Here is a 17,031-nt window from a genome sequence, read left to right on the forward strand (position 1 = left end):
GTCGCCAACCGACCAGTGCCGAGCTGGCGACCGCACTGCAGCGCCTTGACGCACGTGATGACAAGCGGCTGCGGCATGCCGGCCGGTGGATCGTCACCGACTTCATTCGGCATATGTGAACGTCAGGGCTCGCGGTACCTCGACGGATTTGGTCCCGCTCTCCAGGATTGGCAGAGCGCCTCGCGGACTGATAGCCTGCCCGACAGACGATCACCCCAGGAGCACCCCGCGTCCTATATGGACGCGCACAGGTATCGAACTGGTGAATATCGGCAGGTGACAAGGTTGCCAGGTTGACCTTCTTCTATGTCTCAATGGCAGAGCTGAAGACTTTTAATCCTTAGGTTCGGGGTTCGAGTCCCCGGCGACCCACGGACTTCTCTGAACTGCGGTTCTTGGCCGTGTCGCAGTCGTCATGCGAACCGGTTGATCGAAGCCTCGAGTCTTTCCTGGCGAGCGGGTGATACTGCATGCACAATGAATGCATGGTTGCTCTCCAGATTCGGGACGTGCCGGAAGAAGTACGAGACGCCCTGGCAGCGCAGGCCAAGGCGCGCGGGCAGTCACTCCAGGCGTACCTGCTGGATCTGGTGGAGACCCAGGCTCGCCGGCTGCGCAACACCGCGGCCCTTGATCGCTTCGCCGGCCGATCGGACGGTGCTCGCTCCCTGCCGGGGGAGAGCGCGGCCGAGTTGAATGACCAGCGGGAGCAGCGCGGACCATGGGGAAGCGCCGCATGATCGTCGTGGATGCGTCGGTTCTGGCCGACGCCCTGGTCGACGACGGGCCGGTCGGCGACGCGGCGCGGGCGGAGCTGACCGGAGATCCGCACTGGGCCGCACCGAGCCATCTTCTGGTCGAGGTCATGTCGGTGATCAGAGGCAAGGTCCTCGGTGGGAAGCTCGGCCTTGCCCGGGCTCAGGAGGCGATCGGCACCCTGCCCTCGTTGGTCATCGACGAGGTTGCCATCGCAATGCTGCTCGACCGGATGTGGCAGTTGCGAGGCAGTGTCACGGCGTACGACGCGGTTTACGTCGCGGCGGCGGAGTTGTTGGCCTGCCCACTCGTGACCGGTGATGGTCGGCTCGCCAAGGCCGGCGGCGTCCGCTGCGAGTTCCGACTGCTCGCGGTGTCCTGACGGTGGCCGCCCGAGGATCATCGGCCTGACGCCCTCAGGCCGGACAACCTGAGTGGAAGCGGATCACCTGCGATCGTCGCGGCGTGGTTCGCATGGTGGTACCTCCGGCCCACGCTCGACACGCTGCGCGCCTACGTCGTCGGCCTCGGCGGCCACCTCGACATCGTCGCCCGGATCGGAAACATCCACCTCAACGTGGCATGAATCAGCCCGTCCCTTCGCGGCTTCGCCTAAACGGACGCCACCCAGTTCACCCGATCTACGCTCGCGACCGGGCAGTTCGTAGCGGCAGCGGGTCACCGGCGACCGTCAGCACGGATTTCGCATTCTGATACCGCAGGCCCACCACCTCGGTACAGGGAAATCGCCGTCAGGCAGCGGAGAACTGGGCGTAGAAGTCGCCGGGGTCCCGGACCAGGGCGGCCTTGATGTCGGCACTCCACTTGTCGACGAGGACCTCCGGCGCATCCGAGGCCAGCCCGTCCAGGGTGGCGCGGGCGACGTCGGCCGGGTCGACCTTCGGGCCGTTGTAGCCCGCGCTGAAGTCGGTGTCGACCGCGCCCACGTGGACTCCGGTGACGTGCGTGCCCTGTGCTGCCAGCTCGAGACGGATGCTGTTGGTCATCGACCAGGCCGCCGCCTTCGCGGCCGCGTACGCTCCCTCGCCGGGCCAGGAGAACCAGGACAGGGCCGAGAGGACGTTGACGATCGCGCCGCCTCCGTTGCGGGCCAGCACCGGTGCGAACGCTCGCACCACCGACAGGGTGCCGAAGTAGTTGACCTCCATCTCGCGTCGCACGGTGGCGAGGTCGCCGGCCACCACGTCGACGTGGAAGTCGACGCCGGCGTTGTTGACCAGCAACGTCACGTCCGCGGCGGCCTCGGCCACCGCGCTTACGGAACCGGGATCGGTGATCTCCAGGGGCAACGGTACGGCCCCCGGCACGTCGATCGGCCGGCCGTTGCGCGACGTCGCGTAGACCTTGGCCGCGCCACGTTCGATCAGTTGCTCGACATAGTGCCGCCCGATCCCGCGGTTCGATCCGGTGACGAGAGCGACGGAACCCTCAATCTGCATGACGACCTCCCTGGAGTAGCGGAGCGGCGCCGGTCTGCGCCGCCGGTGAAACGCTAGAACCTGCCATCGGCGTCAGCGTCAAGGCGACGGACAGTGACCCTGGTCACGCACCGACCCGCGCTCGTTCCGGCGCGCCCGGCTGCCGCGAGGTGGCCGGGGGTGTTCCACGCCGGCTCCGTACCGTCGTCGTCGACGATCGATGCTGATCCGTAGTTTCATCGGTTCGGTCATGCGTTTCCGCTATAGGCTCGCCGGGTGGATGTGGTGGCTGCCTGTCGGGCCTTCGTGGCCGTCAGCGGCCACGGCAGTTTCACCTCCGGTGCGGCCGCCGCGGGAATCCCTCAGTCGGTGGCCAGCCGCCGCATCGCCGCCCTGGAGAAACACTTCCGCGCCCGACTGTTCGACCGATCGGCCCGGGCGGTCCGGTTGACGTCGTTCGGGCGGGAGATGCTGCCGACCGCGCGCCGGCTGGTCGACCTCGCCGACGCCATGGCCGACGACGCCGAACGGGCACGGTTGCGCCCGCTCCGGATCGCCGTGCCCGACATCTGCCCGCCGAACCGCCTGGCCGCCCTGGTGGCCGCCGGGCGGCGGCAGCGGATCCATCTGGAGGTACGGCCGGCCGGTCCGGCGGAACGCGAACGACTCTGCCGGACCCTCGAGGTCCGCGGCGGGATCGTCGCGGTTCCGGACGGCACGGCGTCCTGGCGGGTCCCGCTCGGCCTGGCCGCCCGGACCCCCTTCCCGGCGGCGACGGTGTTCCTGGAGACCCTCCGCACCGGCCGGGCCGGTGCACAGGCGCGTCGGCGGATCCTGGTCCAGCCCGAGGACGACGTCGCGCACCTGCGGGATCCGTTGACTCGCGCCGGCCAGTCCGTCGGTCTGGCGCCGGCTCAGGTGACGGTCACGCCGTCCCTCGTCGACGCCGCCGCGCAGGCCCTCAGCTCCCCCGACCTGTTGCTCTGCTCCCGTCAGCAGGCCGAGGACTTCGGGATGCACTGGTGTCCCCTCGCCGCCCCCCGGCTCCACCGCGGATACGACGTCGCCGCCGGCGCCCGCGAGGACCTCGAACAGTTGCGGACGGCCCTCCATCCGGACATCGCGCGATGCCTGGGCGCCTCCGGCGGCCGCCGGAGGTCGGCCGAGGGGCGGACAACGGACAATCCTCCGGCGGGGGAGCCGGGATGAGCGTCTCCGCGGTGGTGCGCGGTGCGCGCGAACTGCTCGACGAGGCGGGGTTGCAGGGGGCGTTCCTGGTCCGCAACCTCGACACCGGCGCCGAGATCGGCTTCGACCCGGACGTCCCGTATCCGGCGGCGTCGCTGGTGAAGGTCCCGCTGGCGGTCGCCGTGCTGGAACGGATCGCGCGGGGGGAGCTCGATCCGGCGACGCCGATCGACATCGTGCCCGGTCGGATCACCACACCCGGGCCAACCGGGCTGAGCCGGTTCCGGCACCCCGCGCGGGTCGCCGTGGAGGACCTGCTCTACCTGAGCACCTCCATCAGCGACGGAGTGGCCGCCGACGCGCTGTTCGACCTCACCCCACCTGCCGCGGTCGCCGCCGAGCTGCGGCGACTGCAGATCGAGGGCATCGCCGTACGGCACCGGATCAGCGACCTCACCGACACGCCGGCGGAACGGCTCGACCCCGACGAGGTGCACCTGGCCCACTCCCTCGCGATCGGCGCCGCGACCCCCGGGCAGGGCCACCCCGTCGCCCAGCTCGACGTCACCCGCGCCAACGCCGGGTCGGCCCGGGCCTTCGTCGACCTGCTGCACGCCCTCTGGCGGCCCTCGGCTATCCACGAGGCCACCGCGGCGCGGGTACGCGGCCTGTTGGCCGGCAACCTGCTGCGGCAGCGGCTCGCGCCCGACTTCACCTCCGACGCCTCCCGCTGGTCCTCCAAGACCGGCACGCTGCTGCACCTGCGGCACGAGGTGGGGGTGGTGGACCACGCCGACGGGCAGTCGTACGCGGTCGCCGCGCTCACCGCCTCCCGGGTGCCCGCCGTCGCACAGCCCGGCAGTGAGGCGACGATGGCGCATGTCGCGCGAACGCTGCACGACCATCTGCGGGCGGGCGCCCTGCCCTGGTGGGGTTAGGCCGACGCGCTGCCCCGGGGACCGGCGGGTTCCCGCCGGTCCGTCCTGGTCCCGCATCCGGTCCGGGCCTTCCCGGCCGCCCCGCGCCGGACCGGCGTGGTCCCGCCACAGCCGACCGGTCACAGGTGGGCGACCACCACCTCCGTCGCCTGTGCGATGAGGGCGTTGTCGTAGCCGGCGTCCTGCTCGTCGCGGCTGGACAGGACGGCGAGGACGATCGGTGCGCGATCCGGCGGCCAGATCACCGCGATGTCGTTGCGGGTGCCGTAGCCGGCGGCCCCGGTCTTGTCGCCGACCACCCAGCCGTCGGGTACGCCGTCCCGGATCAGCCCACCGCCGGTGGTGTTGCCCCGCAGCCAACCGTTGAGAATGTCGCGGTCCGCAGGTTGGAGGGCGTCGGCGACGGCGTACGCCCGCAGGTCTTCGGCCAGGGCCCGCGGAGTACTGGTGTCCCGCTTGTCGCCCGGTGTCGCCTCGTTGAGTTCGGTCTCGTAGCGGGCCACCTCGGTGACCTTGTCACCGATTTCCCGCAGTTCCTTCTCGAACCGCTGTGGACCGCCGAGGTGGCGCAAGAGCAGATTGCCGGCCGTGTTGTCGCTGTACCGGACGGCGGCGTCGGCGAGGGCGCGCAGCGTCATGCCCTCGGCGACGTGCTGCTCGGTGATCGGCGAGTAGGTCACCAGGTCGTCCGCCGAGTACCGGACCACCCGGTTGAGCCCGGCGTCCGTGGTCCCGTCGAGGACCTCGGCGGCGGCCAACGCCTTGTACGTCGAGGCGTACGCGAACCTCTCGTCGGCGCGGTACCGCACCGTCCGGCCCGTGCCGGTGTCGATCGCGTAGATCCCCAGCCGCGCGTCGAACCTGCCCTCCAGCCGGCGGAACTCGCGCTCCCGGTCGGCGGTGGCTGAAGCGGTGGCTGAAGCAGTGGCGGTCACCGCAGGGTCCCCGACCCGCTCCTCTGCCGCGTTGGCGGTGCCACACGCGTTCAGGGTGACCAGTGCCGACGCCGCGGCCACCACCGTCACCAGACGTCGTGTCGGAAAAGCCATCGTCACTCCTCGTCCGTCCCGTAGCGCAGACCGGGGAACCACCGGTCGGCAGGACTCGACCCTGCCAGGAGTACGAAGATGCTGTCGAAGACCGAAGTCGCGATGTTGATGCCGATCCGGCATGGACAGGGGGCGGTGGTGTTCGGCGATCGTGCGGCTTTCCGCTCAGGATCCGCAGGCGCCGGCCATGACCCATGACACCACGTCACATCGACTCGTGACGTGGTTGCACTGACGGGTGGCCGTCTCCGCTGCTGTCATTGGTGGCATGTCCAGCACTCCAGTTATCGAAGTCGAGGGACTGAACGTCACCTTCGGCGACTTCCGTGCGGTAAAGGATCTCTCCTTCGAGGTGCGACGGGGGGAGCTTTACGCGCTCCTCGGCACGAACGGGGCGGGAAAGACCTCGACCCTGGAGACCGTCGAGGGACACCGGACCCCGACCTCGGGCACCGTACGCGTCTTCGGGCACAGCCCACGCGACCGCCAGGTGGTCCGCCCCCGGATGGGTGTGATGCTCCAGGAGAGTGGATTCTCCCCGGATCTCACGGTCGCCGAGTCGGTCCGCCTGATCGGCCGGCTCACCCGCCGCACCGACCGGGTCGACCGGGTACTCGACGTCGTCGACCTCACCGCCAAGGCCGCGACGAAGGTGTCCCAACTCTCCGGCGGGGAGAAACGACGGCTCGACTTCGCCACCGCCGTCTACGGCACCCCAGACCTGATCTTCCTTGACGAACCGACCACCGGCCTCGACGTCCAGTCCCGCGAGGATCTCTGGACGACGGTGGAACGGCTCCGGGAGAACGGCGCGACCATCGTGCTCACCACCCACTACCTCGAAGAGGCGCAGCAGCGCGCCGACCGGATCGGTCTCATGCACCAGGGCACGCTGCGTCGGGAGGGCACGGTCTCCGAACTGACCCGCACCCTGCCAGCCGTCATCCGCTTCTCACTACCCGCGCCGGCACCGGCACTGCCGCTGCAGGCCGTCGTCGACGGCGACGGCAGGGCCGTGATCGAGACCTTCACCCTCCAGCAGGACCTGCACGTCCTGCTCGGCTGGGCACACGAACAGACCGTCGAGCTGCGGGACCTGCAGGCCGGACCCACCCGACTCGACGAGGTCTTCCGCACCATCAGCACCTGAACCGCCGACCGACAGCCGACCACCCGACCACCCGACCACCCGAAGGAAACGCCACCGTGTTCGCCATCGCCCGCAGCGAGCTGATCCAGATCTTCCGCAACCGGCTGGTGCTGGTGACCAGCCTCATCATGCCGGTCGCCGTCAGCGTGTTCTTCGTCCACCGGCACGACGCCTTCACCGCCATCGGCAGCCTCGGCTACATCGCCGCCATCATCGTCTTCACCGTGGCCGCCTTCGGCCTCTACGCCACCACCGTCACCACCCTGGCATCCCGGCGGCAGAACCTCTTCCTCAAACGGCTGCGCTCCACCGCCGCCGGGGACACCGGCATCCTCACCGGCCTGCTGCTGCCCGCCACCGTCCTCGCCCTGGTGCAGGTGACCACTATCCTGACCGCGCTGGCCATGGTCGCCGGTGAACCCGCCGACGCTCTCCTGCTGACCGTCGCCGTCCTCACCACCATGTCCATGATGATCGGCCTTGGCCTGGCCACCGCGGGACTCACGAACTCTCCCGAACACGCCCAGGTCACCACCCTTCCCGTCACCCTCGGCGTGATCTTTATCGCCACCTGGGTGGGCATCACCGGCACCGAGGACCTCACCCTGCTCAAGCGGCTGCTGCCCGGCGGCGCGGCCACCGAACTGACCATGAACGCCTGGAACGGCGGAGTCGCCGTGACCGACTCCCTCCTCCTACTGGCTCCCACACTCTCCTGGGTCGTCGTCGCCGTCGCGCTGGCCACCCGACTCTTCCGCTGGGAACCCCGTCGTTGACCGCCGCACCACGGTCGGCCCGGCCGCCGGTCGTACGCCGGATCGCGGGCGTACACGAAGTATCGGTGCTTCGATGGTCGAGGAAGCTGTGGTGATCAGATCAGAGGGTGGTTCAGGGTGCAGGATCCGAACTCGGCCGGGGTCGACGTGACCCGTGTGCTGGTGACCGGGGTACGCGGCAAGACGGGCAAACCGCTCGCGGAGCTGCTCGTGGCACGGCGCGGCGTCGAGGTGCGCGGTGGCAGCAGCGATCCGTCCACCGTCGGGATCGAGGGCGTCCGCCCCACCGCCTTTTCGTGGGACGAGGCGTCCGGGTGGGCGGCGGCGACCGACGGGGTCGACGCCATCTTCGTGGTCCGGCCGGACCGCGCGGACGCGCCGGAACTCATCGGCGCGTTGCTGGCCGGGACGTCACCCCGGACCCGCGTCGTGCTGCTGTCCGACAAGGACGGTGACCACCCGGGCCCCGACCACCCGGGCTGCGCCGGCTGGGCTCCGCGCGCCGAGCGCACGGTACGCGACAGCGGGCGCCCCTGGACGATCCTGCGGCCGGGCTGGTTCATGCAGGTCCTCACCGACCCGCGCTTCTACCGCGACCAGATTGCCGACACCGGCGAGCTGCCGTTTCCCAGCGGCGGCGCCGCGGTCGCCTGGATCGACGCCCGGGACATCGCGGCCGTCGCCGAGCGGGCGCTGCTCGAGGACGGGCACGCCGGTCGGACGTACCAGATCTCCGGTCCGGAGGCCTTGTCGTTGCCGCGCACCGCGGAGCTGCTCTCGGCCGCGGCGGGACGTCCGGTGATCCACCGCGACGTGACCATCGACGAGGCCGTGGCGGGGTCCGAGGGCTTCGAACGGGAGCTCTCCACGCTGACGTTCGAGCGCGTACGCGCCGGCAGCTTCGCGGAGGTGACCGACACCGTCGAACGCGTCACCGGGCGACCGGCGCGGACGCTGCGGACCTTTCTCTCCGATGCCGCACCGGCGTTGCGGCGTGCCGGCCGTTGACACCGGGGCGGCAGGTCCACGGTCAGCTCAGCTTCCTCGGACCGACACCCCGCTGCCCCAGGTACGCGAGTGTTCTGCTCTGGGCGTCGTACCGCACGGCGTCAACAAAATCGTCCGCGGTCACGCGTGCCAGGACCTCGATGAGCCGGCGGCCATGGTAACAATGGCCCGAAGGCGGGCGAAGTCGACAGAACGGGCGGGGCCATGTCGACAAGGGCGGCGGCGCTGCGGCGTAGGCCGGGGCAACCGCAGCGCCCGACCCTCCTGGAGCTCTTCTTCGACCTGGTGTTCGTCTTTGCCCTCAACCGGGTTTCGCATCGGCTGGTCGAGGACCTCACCGAACGGCGGGTGGTGCTCACCGAAGCCGGTGGTTCGCTGCTCCTGCTGCTGGCCTTCCTGGTGCTCTGGTTCGTCACGGCATGGCTCACCGACCTCTACGACCCACTGACGCCGCTGATCCAGCTGACGGTCTTCACGGCCATGCTCGGCGCCCTGATGATGGCGGTCGCGGTGCCGCAGGCGTTCGGCGATGGAAGCTTGGCCTTCGCCGGCGCGTATGTCGCGATCCACATGTTTCGTGGCCTCGTGATCGTGCCCGCGCTGCGTGGTCACGAAGCACAACGCCGCGCGGCGGGTGTGCTTCTCTGGTTCACGGTGTCGGCGGTGCCGTGGATCGCCGGAGCGGTGCTGCCGGGTCCTGCGCGCGGGCTGCTGTGGACGCTGGCGATCGCCATCGACTGCACGGCGGTACTGCTGTTCTATCCCGCGCCCTGGACCCTGCCCGCGCCACGTCAATGGCCCGTCCTGGCCGAATACATGTCGGAGCGGTACCGGCAGTTCTTCATCATCGCCCTCGGCGAGCTGATCCTGACCACCGGCTCGGCCTACAGCGACACATCCTTCCGCCAGGGCGGAGCCGCCGCGGCGTTCGCGGTCTCGTTCGCCACCACCGTACTGCTGTTTCGGGTCTACCTGTTTCGGGCCGGCCAACTGTTGCCCGAGGCGATCACAGCGGCGTCCGAGCCCGCCCGTCTCATCCGGGAGGTCTTCCTCGCCCACATACTCATGGTGACCGGAATCGTCACCATCGCCGTCAGCTATGAACTCGTCATAAAACACCCGTTCGGCCACACCGACCCGACCTGGATGCTCGTCATCCTCGGCGGGCCGATACTGTTCCTGACCGGCCGCGCTCTGGTCGAACATGCGGTATTCGCCCGGGTCTCCCGCTCCCGGATCATCGGCGCGATCGTGCTCGGCGGCACCTCGCCGGCCACTGTCCTACTGCCGCCGCTGGCCGTGGCCGGTACCACCGTTCTCGTCCTGGCCAGCATCGCCGCCTCGGACACGATCCGAGCCAGGCGACAACCACCCGAAGCGCCGTCACCACCCCGCCACGAACCGTGACAACCAGGCAGCCCTTCTCGGCCCCGGGTGCGCCGCACGGAGCCCCGCTGAGGGGCATCTACGCAGGCCGCCGCCCCGTACGAGTTCTGTACCGAGGAGTACACTGCTCGTATGGGTGGGGATCGCAGGGCCGTCATCGGCCGTCCTCGGGGATTCGACATCGACGAGGCGCTGGAGCGCGCCATGCAGGTGTTCTGGGCGCGCGGCTACGAAGGCGCGAGCCTCACCGATCTGACCGGCGCCATGGGGATCACCAAGACGAGCATGTACGCGGCCTTCGGCAACAAGGAGCAGCTGTTCCGCAAGGCCCTCCAGCGCTACGGGCAGGGGCCCGCCTCCTACGCCACGCACGCGCTGAAGGAGCCGACCGCGCGAGCGGTGGCCGAGGCGTTTCTCCGTGGATCGGTCCAGACCACCACCCGTCCCGACGCCCCCTCCGGCTGCCTGTCCGTGCAGGGTGCGCTGGCCTCCGGCGACGACGGCCGACCCGCGCGCGAGGTGCTCGTCGACTGGCGCAACGATGCCGGCGCGCGACTCGAGGAGCGCTTCCAACGCGCCGTCGAGGAGGGCGACCTTCCCCCGGACGCCAACCCGACGCGACTCGCCCGGTACATCATGACCGTGCTGTTCGGCATCGCCGTCCAGGCCGCCAGCGGCCTCGGCCCCGACGAACTCCAGGAAATCGCCGACACGGCCATGCTCAGCTGGCCACGGTAACGACTGCGGCACCACCACCTGCGGCACTCCCGGATCGCGAGCCGTCGGGTGCGCAGGAGGCGTACGAGATCCGGCATGCCGTTCAGACGGAACAGGTGGGCATGCTCGCTTGCGGGGTGGCGGGTTCCCGGGTGATCGAGACGACGAGCATGTCCTGCCGCACGGTCCTGCTGCAGAACGACCTCACCGCGGTGGTGACCGGCACCCCGTCGGCCAACCTGTTGGCGCTGCTGGACGGTGCGGCGACGCCGGAGTCCCGCAGCGGCGCATGGACCTGGCGTTTCTCGCCGGCCAGCATCCGCGGCGCACTGGACGCCGGAAGCAGCCCGGCGGACCTGCTGGCCGCGATCACCGAGGTGGCCGAGGGCGGCGCCGTGCCACAGACGCTCACCTACCTGATCAACGACGTGGCCCGCCGGTACGGCCGGGTCCAGGTACGCGCGGCCGGCTGCTGCCTGTGCAGCGACGACGAAACCCTGCTCACCGAGCTCCTCAACACCCGCTCGCTACAGGCCCTGCACCTGGTCCGGCTCGCCCCGACCGTGCTCGCCAGCGCGAAACCGCAGGCCGAAACCCTGGCCGCACTGCGCGCCGCCGGCCACGCCCCGGCCGGTCTCCGACTCGACGGGAAGCCCGCGATCGAGATTCCGCGACGACGCCGCGCCGAGCCGTCGCCCACCGGGCCGGGCAGCGCCGGCATGTCCCCCGGGCCGCGCCTGGTTGATTCGGCCGATGTCGCACGCACTCTGCTCGGGGACCGCTGACAGCTCCCCGTCCTGGGCCCCGCCCTCGACTCCGGCGTGTCAGTAGGTGTCGGCGAGTTGGCCGCGGAGTTTGGTGAGGGCGCGGGTGAGGAGGCGGCTGATGTGCATTTGGGAGACGCCGATCTGTTCGGCGATCTGGGATTGGGTGAGGTTGCCGTAGAAGCGGAGGGTGAGGATTTTCTGTTCGCGTTCGTCGAGGGTGGCGAGGGCGGGGCCGAGGGCGACGCGGAGTTCGGCGAGTTCGTATTCGTTGTCGTCGGTGCCGAGGAGGTCGCCGAGTTCGGTGGTGCGTTCGCCGTCGCCGGTGGGGGTGGAGAGGGAGACGGCGTTGTAGGCGCGGGCGCCTTCGAGTCCTTCGAGGATGTCTTCTTCGGTGAGGTTGAGGTGGGTGGCGATGTCGGTGATGGTGGGTGAGCGGCCGAGGGTTTGGAGGAGGGTGCTGTTGGCTTCGCTGATGGCGAGGCGGAGTTCTTGGAGGCGGCGGGGGACGCGGATGTCCCAGGTGCGGTCGCGGAAGTGTCGTTTGAGTTCGCCGATGATGGTGGGGATGGCGTAGCCGGCGAAGTCGACGCCGCGGGTGGGGTCGTATTTGTCGATGGCTTTGATGAGGCCGACGGCGGCGGTTTGGGTGAGGTCGTCGGTGGGTTCGCCGCGTCCGCTGTAGCGGTGGGCGAGGTGGTGGGCGAGGGGGAGCCAGGCTTCGATGGCTTTGTCGCGGAGGGTGGGTCGGTCGGGGTGGCCGGTGGGTAGGGCGGTCATGGCGAGGAGGAGGTCGGTGGCGGTGTCGGTGAGCGCGGGGGTGCGGGTGGTGGTGTGGATGGTGTCGGTTGTCATGGTGGTTCTCCCTGCGCTGTGGGTGGGCGGGGGATGGGTGTCTCGTGTTCGTGTTCGTCGTGTGGTGGTGCGTGGTGGTGTGGTGTGGTGTGGTGGTGGCTGTTCAGGCATCACCTTAGCCCGTTGGTATTGGCTTAGGCTAGCCGAACGGCTGATGTATAAAGGGCTCTTATCTGCTCTATTGCGGACATAACGGCAACGGTCCCGTTGCCCGGCCACCGGTCCCGCCAGCCGAACAGAATTCACGGAACCCACCCGCCCATCGGATTGTGGCGAGATGATTACCGCCTGTGAGTTGGAGGCGGTGTCAGGGCATCCCCGTCCGGGTCCTCCGATCCGGTCGCCGGGGCGGGGAGGCGGCGTGATCCGGCCACGCCGGATCGTCCGACGCTGGCGCCTGGCCCCGTCGGCACTACCTGGCGACGAGCCACGCCACGCCACCTGGCTGGAGCTCTTCTTCGATCTGATCTTCGTGCTGGCACTCGCCGCCGTGCAGGATCGGCTGACCGACGCCGTGCCCGATGTCGACGAGATCCTCCGGACCGCCGGGCTCTTCATGATCGTCTGGTGGGCCTGGCTCGGGCAGGCGTTCTACGACACCCGGTTCGACCCCGACGACCTCCGCCACCGGCTGACCGTGCTGGTCGGCATGGTAGGAGCCGGCATGATGACGGTCGGGGCGCGAGACGCCCCCGACTCCCTGCTGCTGCCGATCGGCTACCTCGTGGTCCGCGGCATGCTGCTCGCCCTCTATCTCCGGGTACGCGCCATCAGCCCCACCACGCGCCACCTGACCACGGTGTACCTCACCGGGTTCGGCGTGGGATGGCTGCTCTGGGCCGCCTCGCTCGGCGTACCGGCGGACTCCCGGCCGGTGCTCTGGCTGACCGGCCTCACCGTCGAACTGGTGACTCCGTGGCTGGGCCGGCGCTGGCTGACCCGCCATCCGGTGCACCCGTCGCACCTGCCCGAACGGATCGGGCAGTTCACGATCATCGTGCTCGGGGTCAGCCTCACCGACCTGATCGGCGCGGTATCGACCTGGCCGTCGCCGGCGGTCGCCCTGGTGGCGGTCGCCGGCTTCCTCATTCCGGCCTCGCTCTGGTGGATCTACACCACCTTCCTTGACGTCGGGCTGGCCGCGTCACGGCTGAGCGCCGGAATCGGCTACGCCGCCCTGCACGGCGCCATCGGCTCCGCCCTGCTGCTACTCGGCTGGTGCCTGGGGCAGGCGGTTCACGAGGCGGAAGCCGGCAACGACCTGCCGGCGATGCTGCGCCTGCTGCTGGCGGTGTCACTGGCAAGCTGGATGCTCGGCGGCCTGGCCCTGCAACGGATCACCCTGGGCGCCATTCCGCCGGTTCGGATGCTGATCGCGGTGGTCGCCATCGGACTGCTCGCCGCCACCGGACTGGTGCCACCGCCGACCGCCGTGATCCCGCTGCTCGCCCTACTCATGATCGGCTACGCCGTCATCTCCAGCCGGCTCATCCGCCGGTTCGGCCAGAGCCAGATCCGACAGGACCGGATCCGACAGAACCAGCAGGGGACGTAGCCGGCGCGGCCGGCACACCGGTCGTCCGGGCCACTGCCGGTCGGCGCGGTCAGTCCCGGAACGGGATGACGGGCAGCCCGGCCACTCCAGGGCTGGCCCGGAAAAGCGCCCCGGCGGCGGGCTCCGGATCCGTCAGGCCCAGCCGCGAGGTGGTGACATAGAGGTCGCGCAGCTCCGGGCCGCCGAAGGTGCAGGCGGTCACCTGGCGGGCCGGCAGCGCGATCCGTACGTCGAGCCGGCCGTCCGGCGCGTAGCGGCGTACCTCGCCGCCGCCCCAGAGCGCGACCCACACCCCACCCTCGGCGTCCAGCGTCAGCCCGTCCGGAGAGCCGTCCGACTCCTCGATCCGCACGAACGGCCGGCGACCGCTCAACAGGGCGGTCTCCGGGTCGTAGTCGAAGACGTCGACGCGCTGGGTCGGGGTGTCGACGTAGTACGCGAGGCTGCCGTCGGGCGACCAGGCGATGCCGTTGGAGATGGTGATGCCGTCGAGGACCCGTCGGGCCTCAAGATCGGCCTCGAGCCGGTAGAGCGCGGCGGCGCCGGGCCGGACGTCGTACGCCATCGAGCCGCAGTAGAAGCGCCCGGCCGGGTCGCAGCCACCCTCGTTCATCCGCAGGTTCGGGTCGGTCCAGAGCTCAGGCAGCCGCCGGACCGGCCGCAGCCCGGCGTCGGTGAGGACGAACCCGCGCTCGACCGCGACCAGGTATCCCTCGCTGCCACGGGGCCGGACCACCGCCGCCACGGTGTCGACGTGATGCCGGGTGACCTGCTCCGTCCCGGGCGACAGCGCCGGTCCTTCGCCCGTCCCGGACGACAGCGCCGGTCCTTCGCCCGTCCCGGACGACAGCGTCAGTACGTCACCGTCGAGCATGTCCACCCACAGCAGCCGGTCCGTGCGCGGATCCCATACCGGTCCCTCGCCGTGCCGGCAGCACGGATCCGTCACCTGCGTCGCGTCCACCACGTCGTGCTCCTCTCGACGACCTCGATCCTGCCCCGCCACACCGCCTGACACGCTCCCGGGGTGCCACCGCCTGCCCGTGGCCGGGGTCCGACGGGTCCGGGCATGGCGGGTCCGGGCATGGCGGGTCCGGGCATGGCGGGTCCGGGCATGGCGAAAGGGCCGGTCCCCGGATGGCGTTCCGGGGGCCGGCCCTTGTCGGGTGTGCGGTGTGCGGTGTGCCCTGTGTGTGGTGTGCTGCGGTGTCGGGTCGGGTTATGCGGAGTAGCCGCGTTCGGCGGCCCAGTTGGCCAGGGCGATGGTGCTCATCCAGTACTCGGCCTGGTCCGGGTTGGCCGGGTCGGCGATCTTGACCTTGCGGCCGTGGTCGTCGTACCCGACAACGGTCAGGTAGTGCCCACCGGCGTACGAGTGCGACATCCCGTCGAGGTCGGTGCCGGTGCCCTTGATGTTCATCACGACCGGACGCTTACCGTCGATGGCGTGCACGATGTCGACCTGGAGCCGGTCCATCTGCTCCGGCGTGACCGTCGGGTCCGGGATCGCCACGGTCCGGTAGCCCTTACCACCGGTGGTGTTGAGGACCCGGGTGGTGTCCTCGGCCGAGTTCGTGCCGGCCTCGGTCGTGCCGAGCCTGCCGGCGACCTCGTCCTGGGTCGGGGTGTGGCCCTGCGCGGTCAGCGCGATCCGGGTCGCCGCCGGAGCGCAGTAGTAGCCGTTCTCCTGCGCCTTGTACTGGTAGTCCAGGACCTTCGACGGGCTGCCCTTGTCGATGTCCCGCATGTCCACGCCCCGCCCGTCGGTGGTGACCGCGGCCGAGGTCGGCGACATCGCCGGTGTCGGGGTGTCCACGGCGATCGCCGGAGCGGCGAGCGCGCCACCGGCCACGGCGAGGCCGGCGATACCCAACGCGGTCCTGCGGATCGGGGTCTCGGTGATGGCCGGAAGCCATCGGCTGACGAACGTCATGATGGTCTGCCTTCCATTCCGGGGATGAGACACACCACCACACACCCACCCAACGGACGGGAAACGGTGACGGTGTGCCGAACGAAACACAGAGACCGCAGCGACGGGGCCTGCTGCTGCGGTCGTACGCCGGTTACAACGACCCCCGGCCCCCGGATGTTCCGCCGACCCGACCCCACCCACCAGCCGATCATGACCGAAAACCCGACACCCGACCACAGACCGGACGCGACGCCTCCAAGCCGGATCAGTGCAGGGCCGCAGCCATCCGCCGCACGGCCTCGGTGATCAGCTCCGGAGAGGCGGCCAGGTTGAACCGGACATACCCGGCACCTCCGGTCCCGAAGAGCGGCCCGGAGACCAGCGCGACCCGGCCGCGCTCCAGGAACACCTCGGCCGGGTCGGCCGGTCCACCGGCCACGCCCTCCGGCATGGCCAGCTTCCGGCAGTCCAGCCAGGCGAGATAGGTGCCCTCCGGCGGCCGGTACCGCACCTCCGGCAGCAGTTCCGCGAGCAGGTCACCGAGAAGGCGTCGGTTCCGGTCGAGGCCGGCGAGCACCTCGTCGAGCCACGGACCGCCGTGGCGCAGTGCGGCGGTGTGTGCGATCACGCCGAGATGGCTGGCACCGTCGCCGGCCACCTTGGGCATCCGGGCCAGGTCGGCTCCGGCCTCCGGTCCGGCCATCGCCACCGCGGCCTTCACCCCGGCCAGGTTCCACGCCTTGGACGCGGAGAAGAGCACGAGACCGCGTGCACTGCCGGGCATCGAGAGGTACGGCCGGAACACCGCCCCCGGATAGACCAGCGGCGCGTGAATCTCGTCCACCACGACGCGTACGCCGTAGCGGTCGGCGAGCTCGATCACCATGGTCAGCTCGTCCGGGGTGTGCACCGTGCCGGTCGGGTTGTGCGGGCTGCACAGCAGGTAGGCGGCGGACCGACCGCCCGCGACCGCCTCGGCGAAGGCGCGTTCCAGGGTGTCCGGGTCGAGCCGGTGCTCCGCGCTCAGCGGCGCCTCCACGATCCGCCGCTCGCCGCCCCAGACGAAACCGAAGAACGGCGGGTAGACCGGCGGATTGATCACCACCGCGTCACCGGGGCCGGTGACCAGCTTCAGCATCTCGACGACCCCGAGCATCACGTCCGGCACCAGCGCACTCTGCTCGACCTGCGGCATCCAGCCCCAGCGTTCCCTCGCGAAACCGGCGAGTGCGGCGGTGTAGTCCGTACCGTTCACCGGATAACCGGTGTCGCCGAGCGCGACCGCCTCGGTCAGCGCCCGGGCGACCGGCTCGGCCAGCGGCACGTCCATCTCGGCGACCCAGAGCGGCAGTACGTCCGGCGGATACCGCCGCCACTTCTCGCTGGTGCGGCGGCGCAGGTCGGCGAGGGAGAGCGTCTGCAAGGGGTTGCCCACCCGGCCACGGTACTTGGCCGAGCCGACTGCCCGGTGGTGCGCGGTCGGGGCCGCACCAACGTGGTCCCACCGGCGCCCCGTCCGCGCGGTCTGGACCGGT

At 70.3% G+C, this 17,031-nt stretch carries 17 protein-coding genes and 1 tRNA gene; 12 read left to right on the forward strand and 6 right to left on the reverse strand.

Going from position 1 to position 17,031, the window contains the following annotated elements; translation table 11 throughout:
• The first annotated feature begins 308 nt into the window (after positions 1–308).
• The 3 genes from ACN27G_RS29750 to ACN27G_RS29760 all read left to right on the forward strand — a co-directional run bounded on the left by ACN27G_RS29750 (position 309) and on the right by ACN27G_RS29760 (position 1,138).
• Positions 309–372: transfer RNA gene (locus ACN27G_RS29750), tRNA-Lys, on the forward strand.
• 113 nt (positions 373–485) lie between these two features.
• Positions 486–740, forward strand: a complete 255-nt coding sequence (locus ACN27G_RS29755) for a FitA-like ribbon-helix-helix domain-containing protein (protein WP_092381133.1) — start codon at positions 486–488, stop codon at positions 738–740.
• Positions 722–1,138, forward strand: a complete 417-nt coding sequence (locus ACN27G_RS29760) for a type II toxin-antitoxin system VapC family toxin (protein WP_421496009.1) — start codon at positions 722–724, stop codon at positions 1,136–1,138. The genes ACN27G_RS29755 and ACN27G_RS29760 overlap by 19 nt, the downstream gene beginning before the upstream one ends.
• 370 nt (positions 1,139–1,508) lie before the next feature.
• Here ACN27G_RS29760 and ACN27G_RS29765 read toward each other — a convergent pair whose 3' ends face one another.
• Positions 1,509–2,216, reverse strand: coding sequence for an SDR family oxidoreductase (locus tag ACN27G_RS29765; RefSeq protein ID WP_421496010.1), 708 nt, complete (start codon positions 2,214–2,216; stop codon positions 1,509–1,511).
• A 255-nt stretch (positions 2,217–2,471) separates the two neighbouring features.
• Here ACN27G_RS29765 and ACN27G_RS29770 point away from each other — a divergent pair, with 255 nt between their 5' ends.
• Complete coding sequence (locus ACN27G_RS29770; RefSeq protein WP_421496011.1) at positions 2,472–3,404, forward strand: LysR family transcriptional regulator; 933 nt, start codon at positions 2,472–2,474, stop codon at positions 3,402–3,404.
• Positions 3,401–4,321, forward strand: coding sequence for a serine hydrolase (locus ACN27G_RS29775; RefSeq protein ID WP_421496012.1), 921 nt, complete (start codon positions 3,401–3,403; stop codon positions 4,319–4,321). The genes ACN27G_RS29770 and ACN27G_RS29775 overlap by 4 nt, the downstream gene beginning before the upstream one ends.
• Positions 4,322–4,440: 119 nt before the next feature.
• Here the strand turns inward: ACN27G_RS29775 and bla are convergent, their stop codons facing one another.
• Entirely contained in the window at positions 4,441–5,370 is a 930-nt protein-coding gene (bla, locus tag ACN27G_RS29780; RefSeq protein WP_421496013.1) for a class A beta-lactamase, read from the reverse strand.
• Positions 5,371–5,638: 268 nt separating this feature from the next.
• On the opposite strand from bla, the gene ACN27G_RS29785 reads away from it, so the two are divergent.
• The 6 genes from ACN27G_RS29785 (at position 5,639) to ACN27G_RS29810 (ending at position 11,192) form a co-directional block, all read left to right on the forward strand.
• Positions 5,639–6,520, forward strand: a complete 882-nt coding sequence (locus ACN27G_RS29785; protein WP_421496014.1) for an ABC transporter ATP-binding protein — start codon at positions 5,639–5,641, stop codon at positions 6,518–6,520.
• A 56-nt stretch (positions 6,521–6,576) separates the two neighbouring features.
• The gene (locus tag ACN27G_RS29790; protein ID WP_421496015.1) at positions 6,577–7,296 is read left to right on the forward strand and encodes an ABC transporter permease; all 720 of its coding nucleotides are present in this window, start codon (positions 6,577–6,579) and stop codon (positions 7,294–7,296) included.
• A 117-nt stretch (positions 7,297–7,413) separates the two neighbouring features.
• The gene (locus ACN27G_RS29795) at positions 7,414–8,304 is read left to right on the forward strand and encodes an NAD(P)H-binding protein (protein ID WP_421496016.1); all 891 of its coding nucleotides are present in this window, start codon (positions 7,414–7,416) and stop codon (positions 8,302–8,304) included.
• Positions 8,305–8,508: 204 nt separating this feature from the next.
• Entirely contained in the window at positions 8,509–9,711 is a 1,203-nt protein-coding gene (locus ACN27G_RS29800) for a low temperature requirement protein A (protein ID WP_421496017.1), read from the forward strand.
• 111 nt (positions 9,712–9,822) lie between these two features.
• Entirely contained in the window at positions 9,823–10,428 is a 606-nt protein-coding gene (locus ACN27G_RS29805; protein WP_421496018.1) for a TetR/AcrR family transcriptional regulator, read from the forward strand.
• Positions 10,429–10,559: 131 nt separating this feature from the next.
• Entirely contained in the window at positions 10,560–11,192 is a 633-nt protein-coding gene (locus ACN27G_RS29810) for a helicase-associated domain-containing protein (protein WP_421496019.1), read from the forward strand.
• A 39-nt stretch (positions 11,193–11,231) separates the two neighbouring features.
• On the opposite strand, the gene ACN27G_RS29815 is transcribed toward ACN27G_RS29810, so the two are convergent.
• Entirely contained in the window at positions 11,232–12,026 is a 795-nt protein-coding gene (locus ACN27G_RS29815) for an RNA polymerase sigma factor SigF (RefSeq protein WP_421496020.1), read from the reverse strand.
• Positions 12,027–12,387: 361 nt separating this feature from the next.
• On the opposite strand from ACN27G_RS29815, the gene ACN27G_RS29820 reads away from it, so the two are divergent.
• Complete coding sequence (locus ACN27G_RS29820) at positions 12,388–13,581, forward strand: low temperature requirement protein A (RefSeq protein WP_421496021.1); 1,194 nt, start codon at positions 12,388–12,390, stop codon at positions 13,579–13,581.
• A 49-nt stretch (positions 13,582–13,630) separates the two neighbouring features.
• On the opposite strand, the gene ACN27G_RS29825 is transcribed toward ACN27G_RS29820, so the two are convergent.
• From ACN27G_RS29825 to ACN27G_RS29835, 3 genes are all read right to left on the reverse strand, one after another.
• Complete coding sequence (locus ACN27G_RS29825) at positions 13,631–14,548, reverse strand: SMP-30/gluconolactonase/LRE family protein (RefSeq protein WP_421496022.1); 918 nt, start codon at positions 14,546–14,548, stop codon at positions 13,631–13,633.
• Positions 14,549–14,800: 252 nt separating this feature from the next.
• Positions 14,801–15,514 (reverse strand): C39 family peptidase, encoded by a 714-nt coding sequence (locus tag ACN27G_RS29830; protein WP_421494555.1) that lies wholly within the window; start codon positions 15,512–15,514, stop codon positions 14,801–14,803.
• Between the two features lie 247 nt (positions 15,515–15,761).
• Positions 15,762–16,931: a MalY/PatB family protein gene (locus tag ACN27G_RS29835; RefSeq protein ID WP_421496023.1), complete on the reverse strand. Its 1,170-nt coding sequence runs from the start codon at positions 16,929–16,931 to the stop codon at positions 15,762–15,764.
• Positions 16,932–17,031: the final 100 nt, after the last annotated feature.

Origin of the sequence: Plantactinospora sp. WMMB334, from assembly GCF_049179095.1 — a bacterium.
Taxonomy (GTDB): domain Bacteria; phylum Actinomycetota; class Actinomycetes; order Mycobacteriales; family Micromonosporaceae; genus Plantactinospora.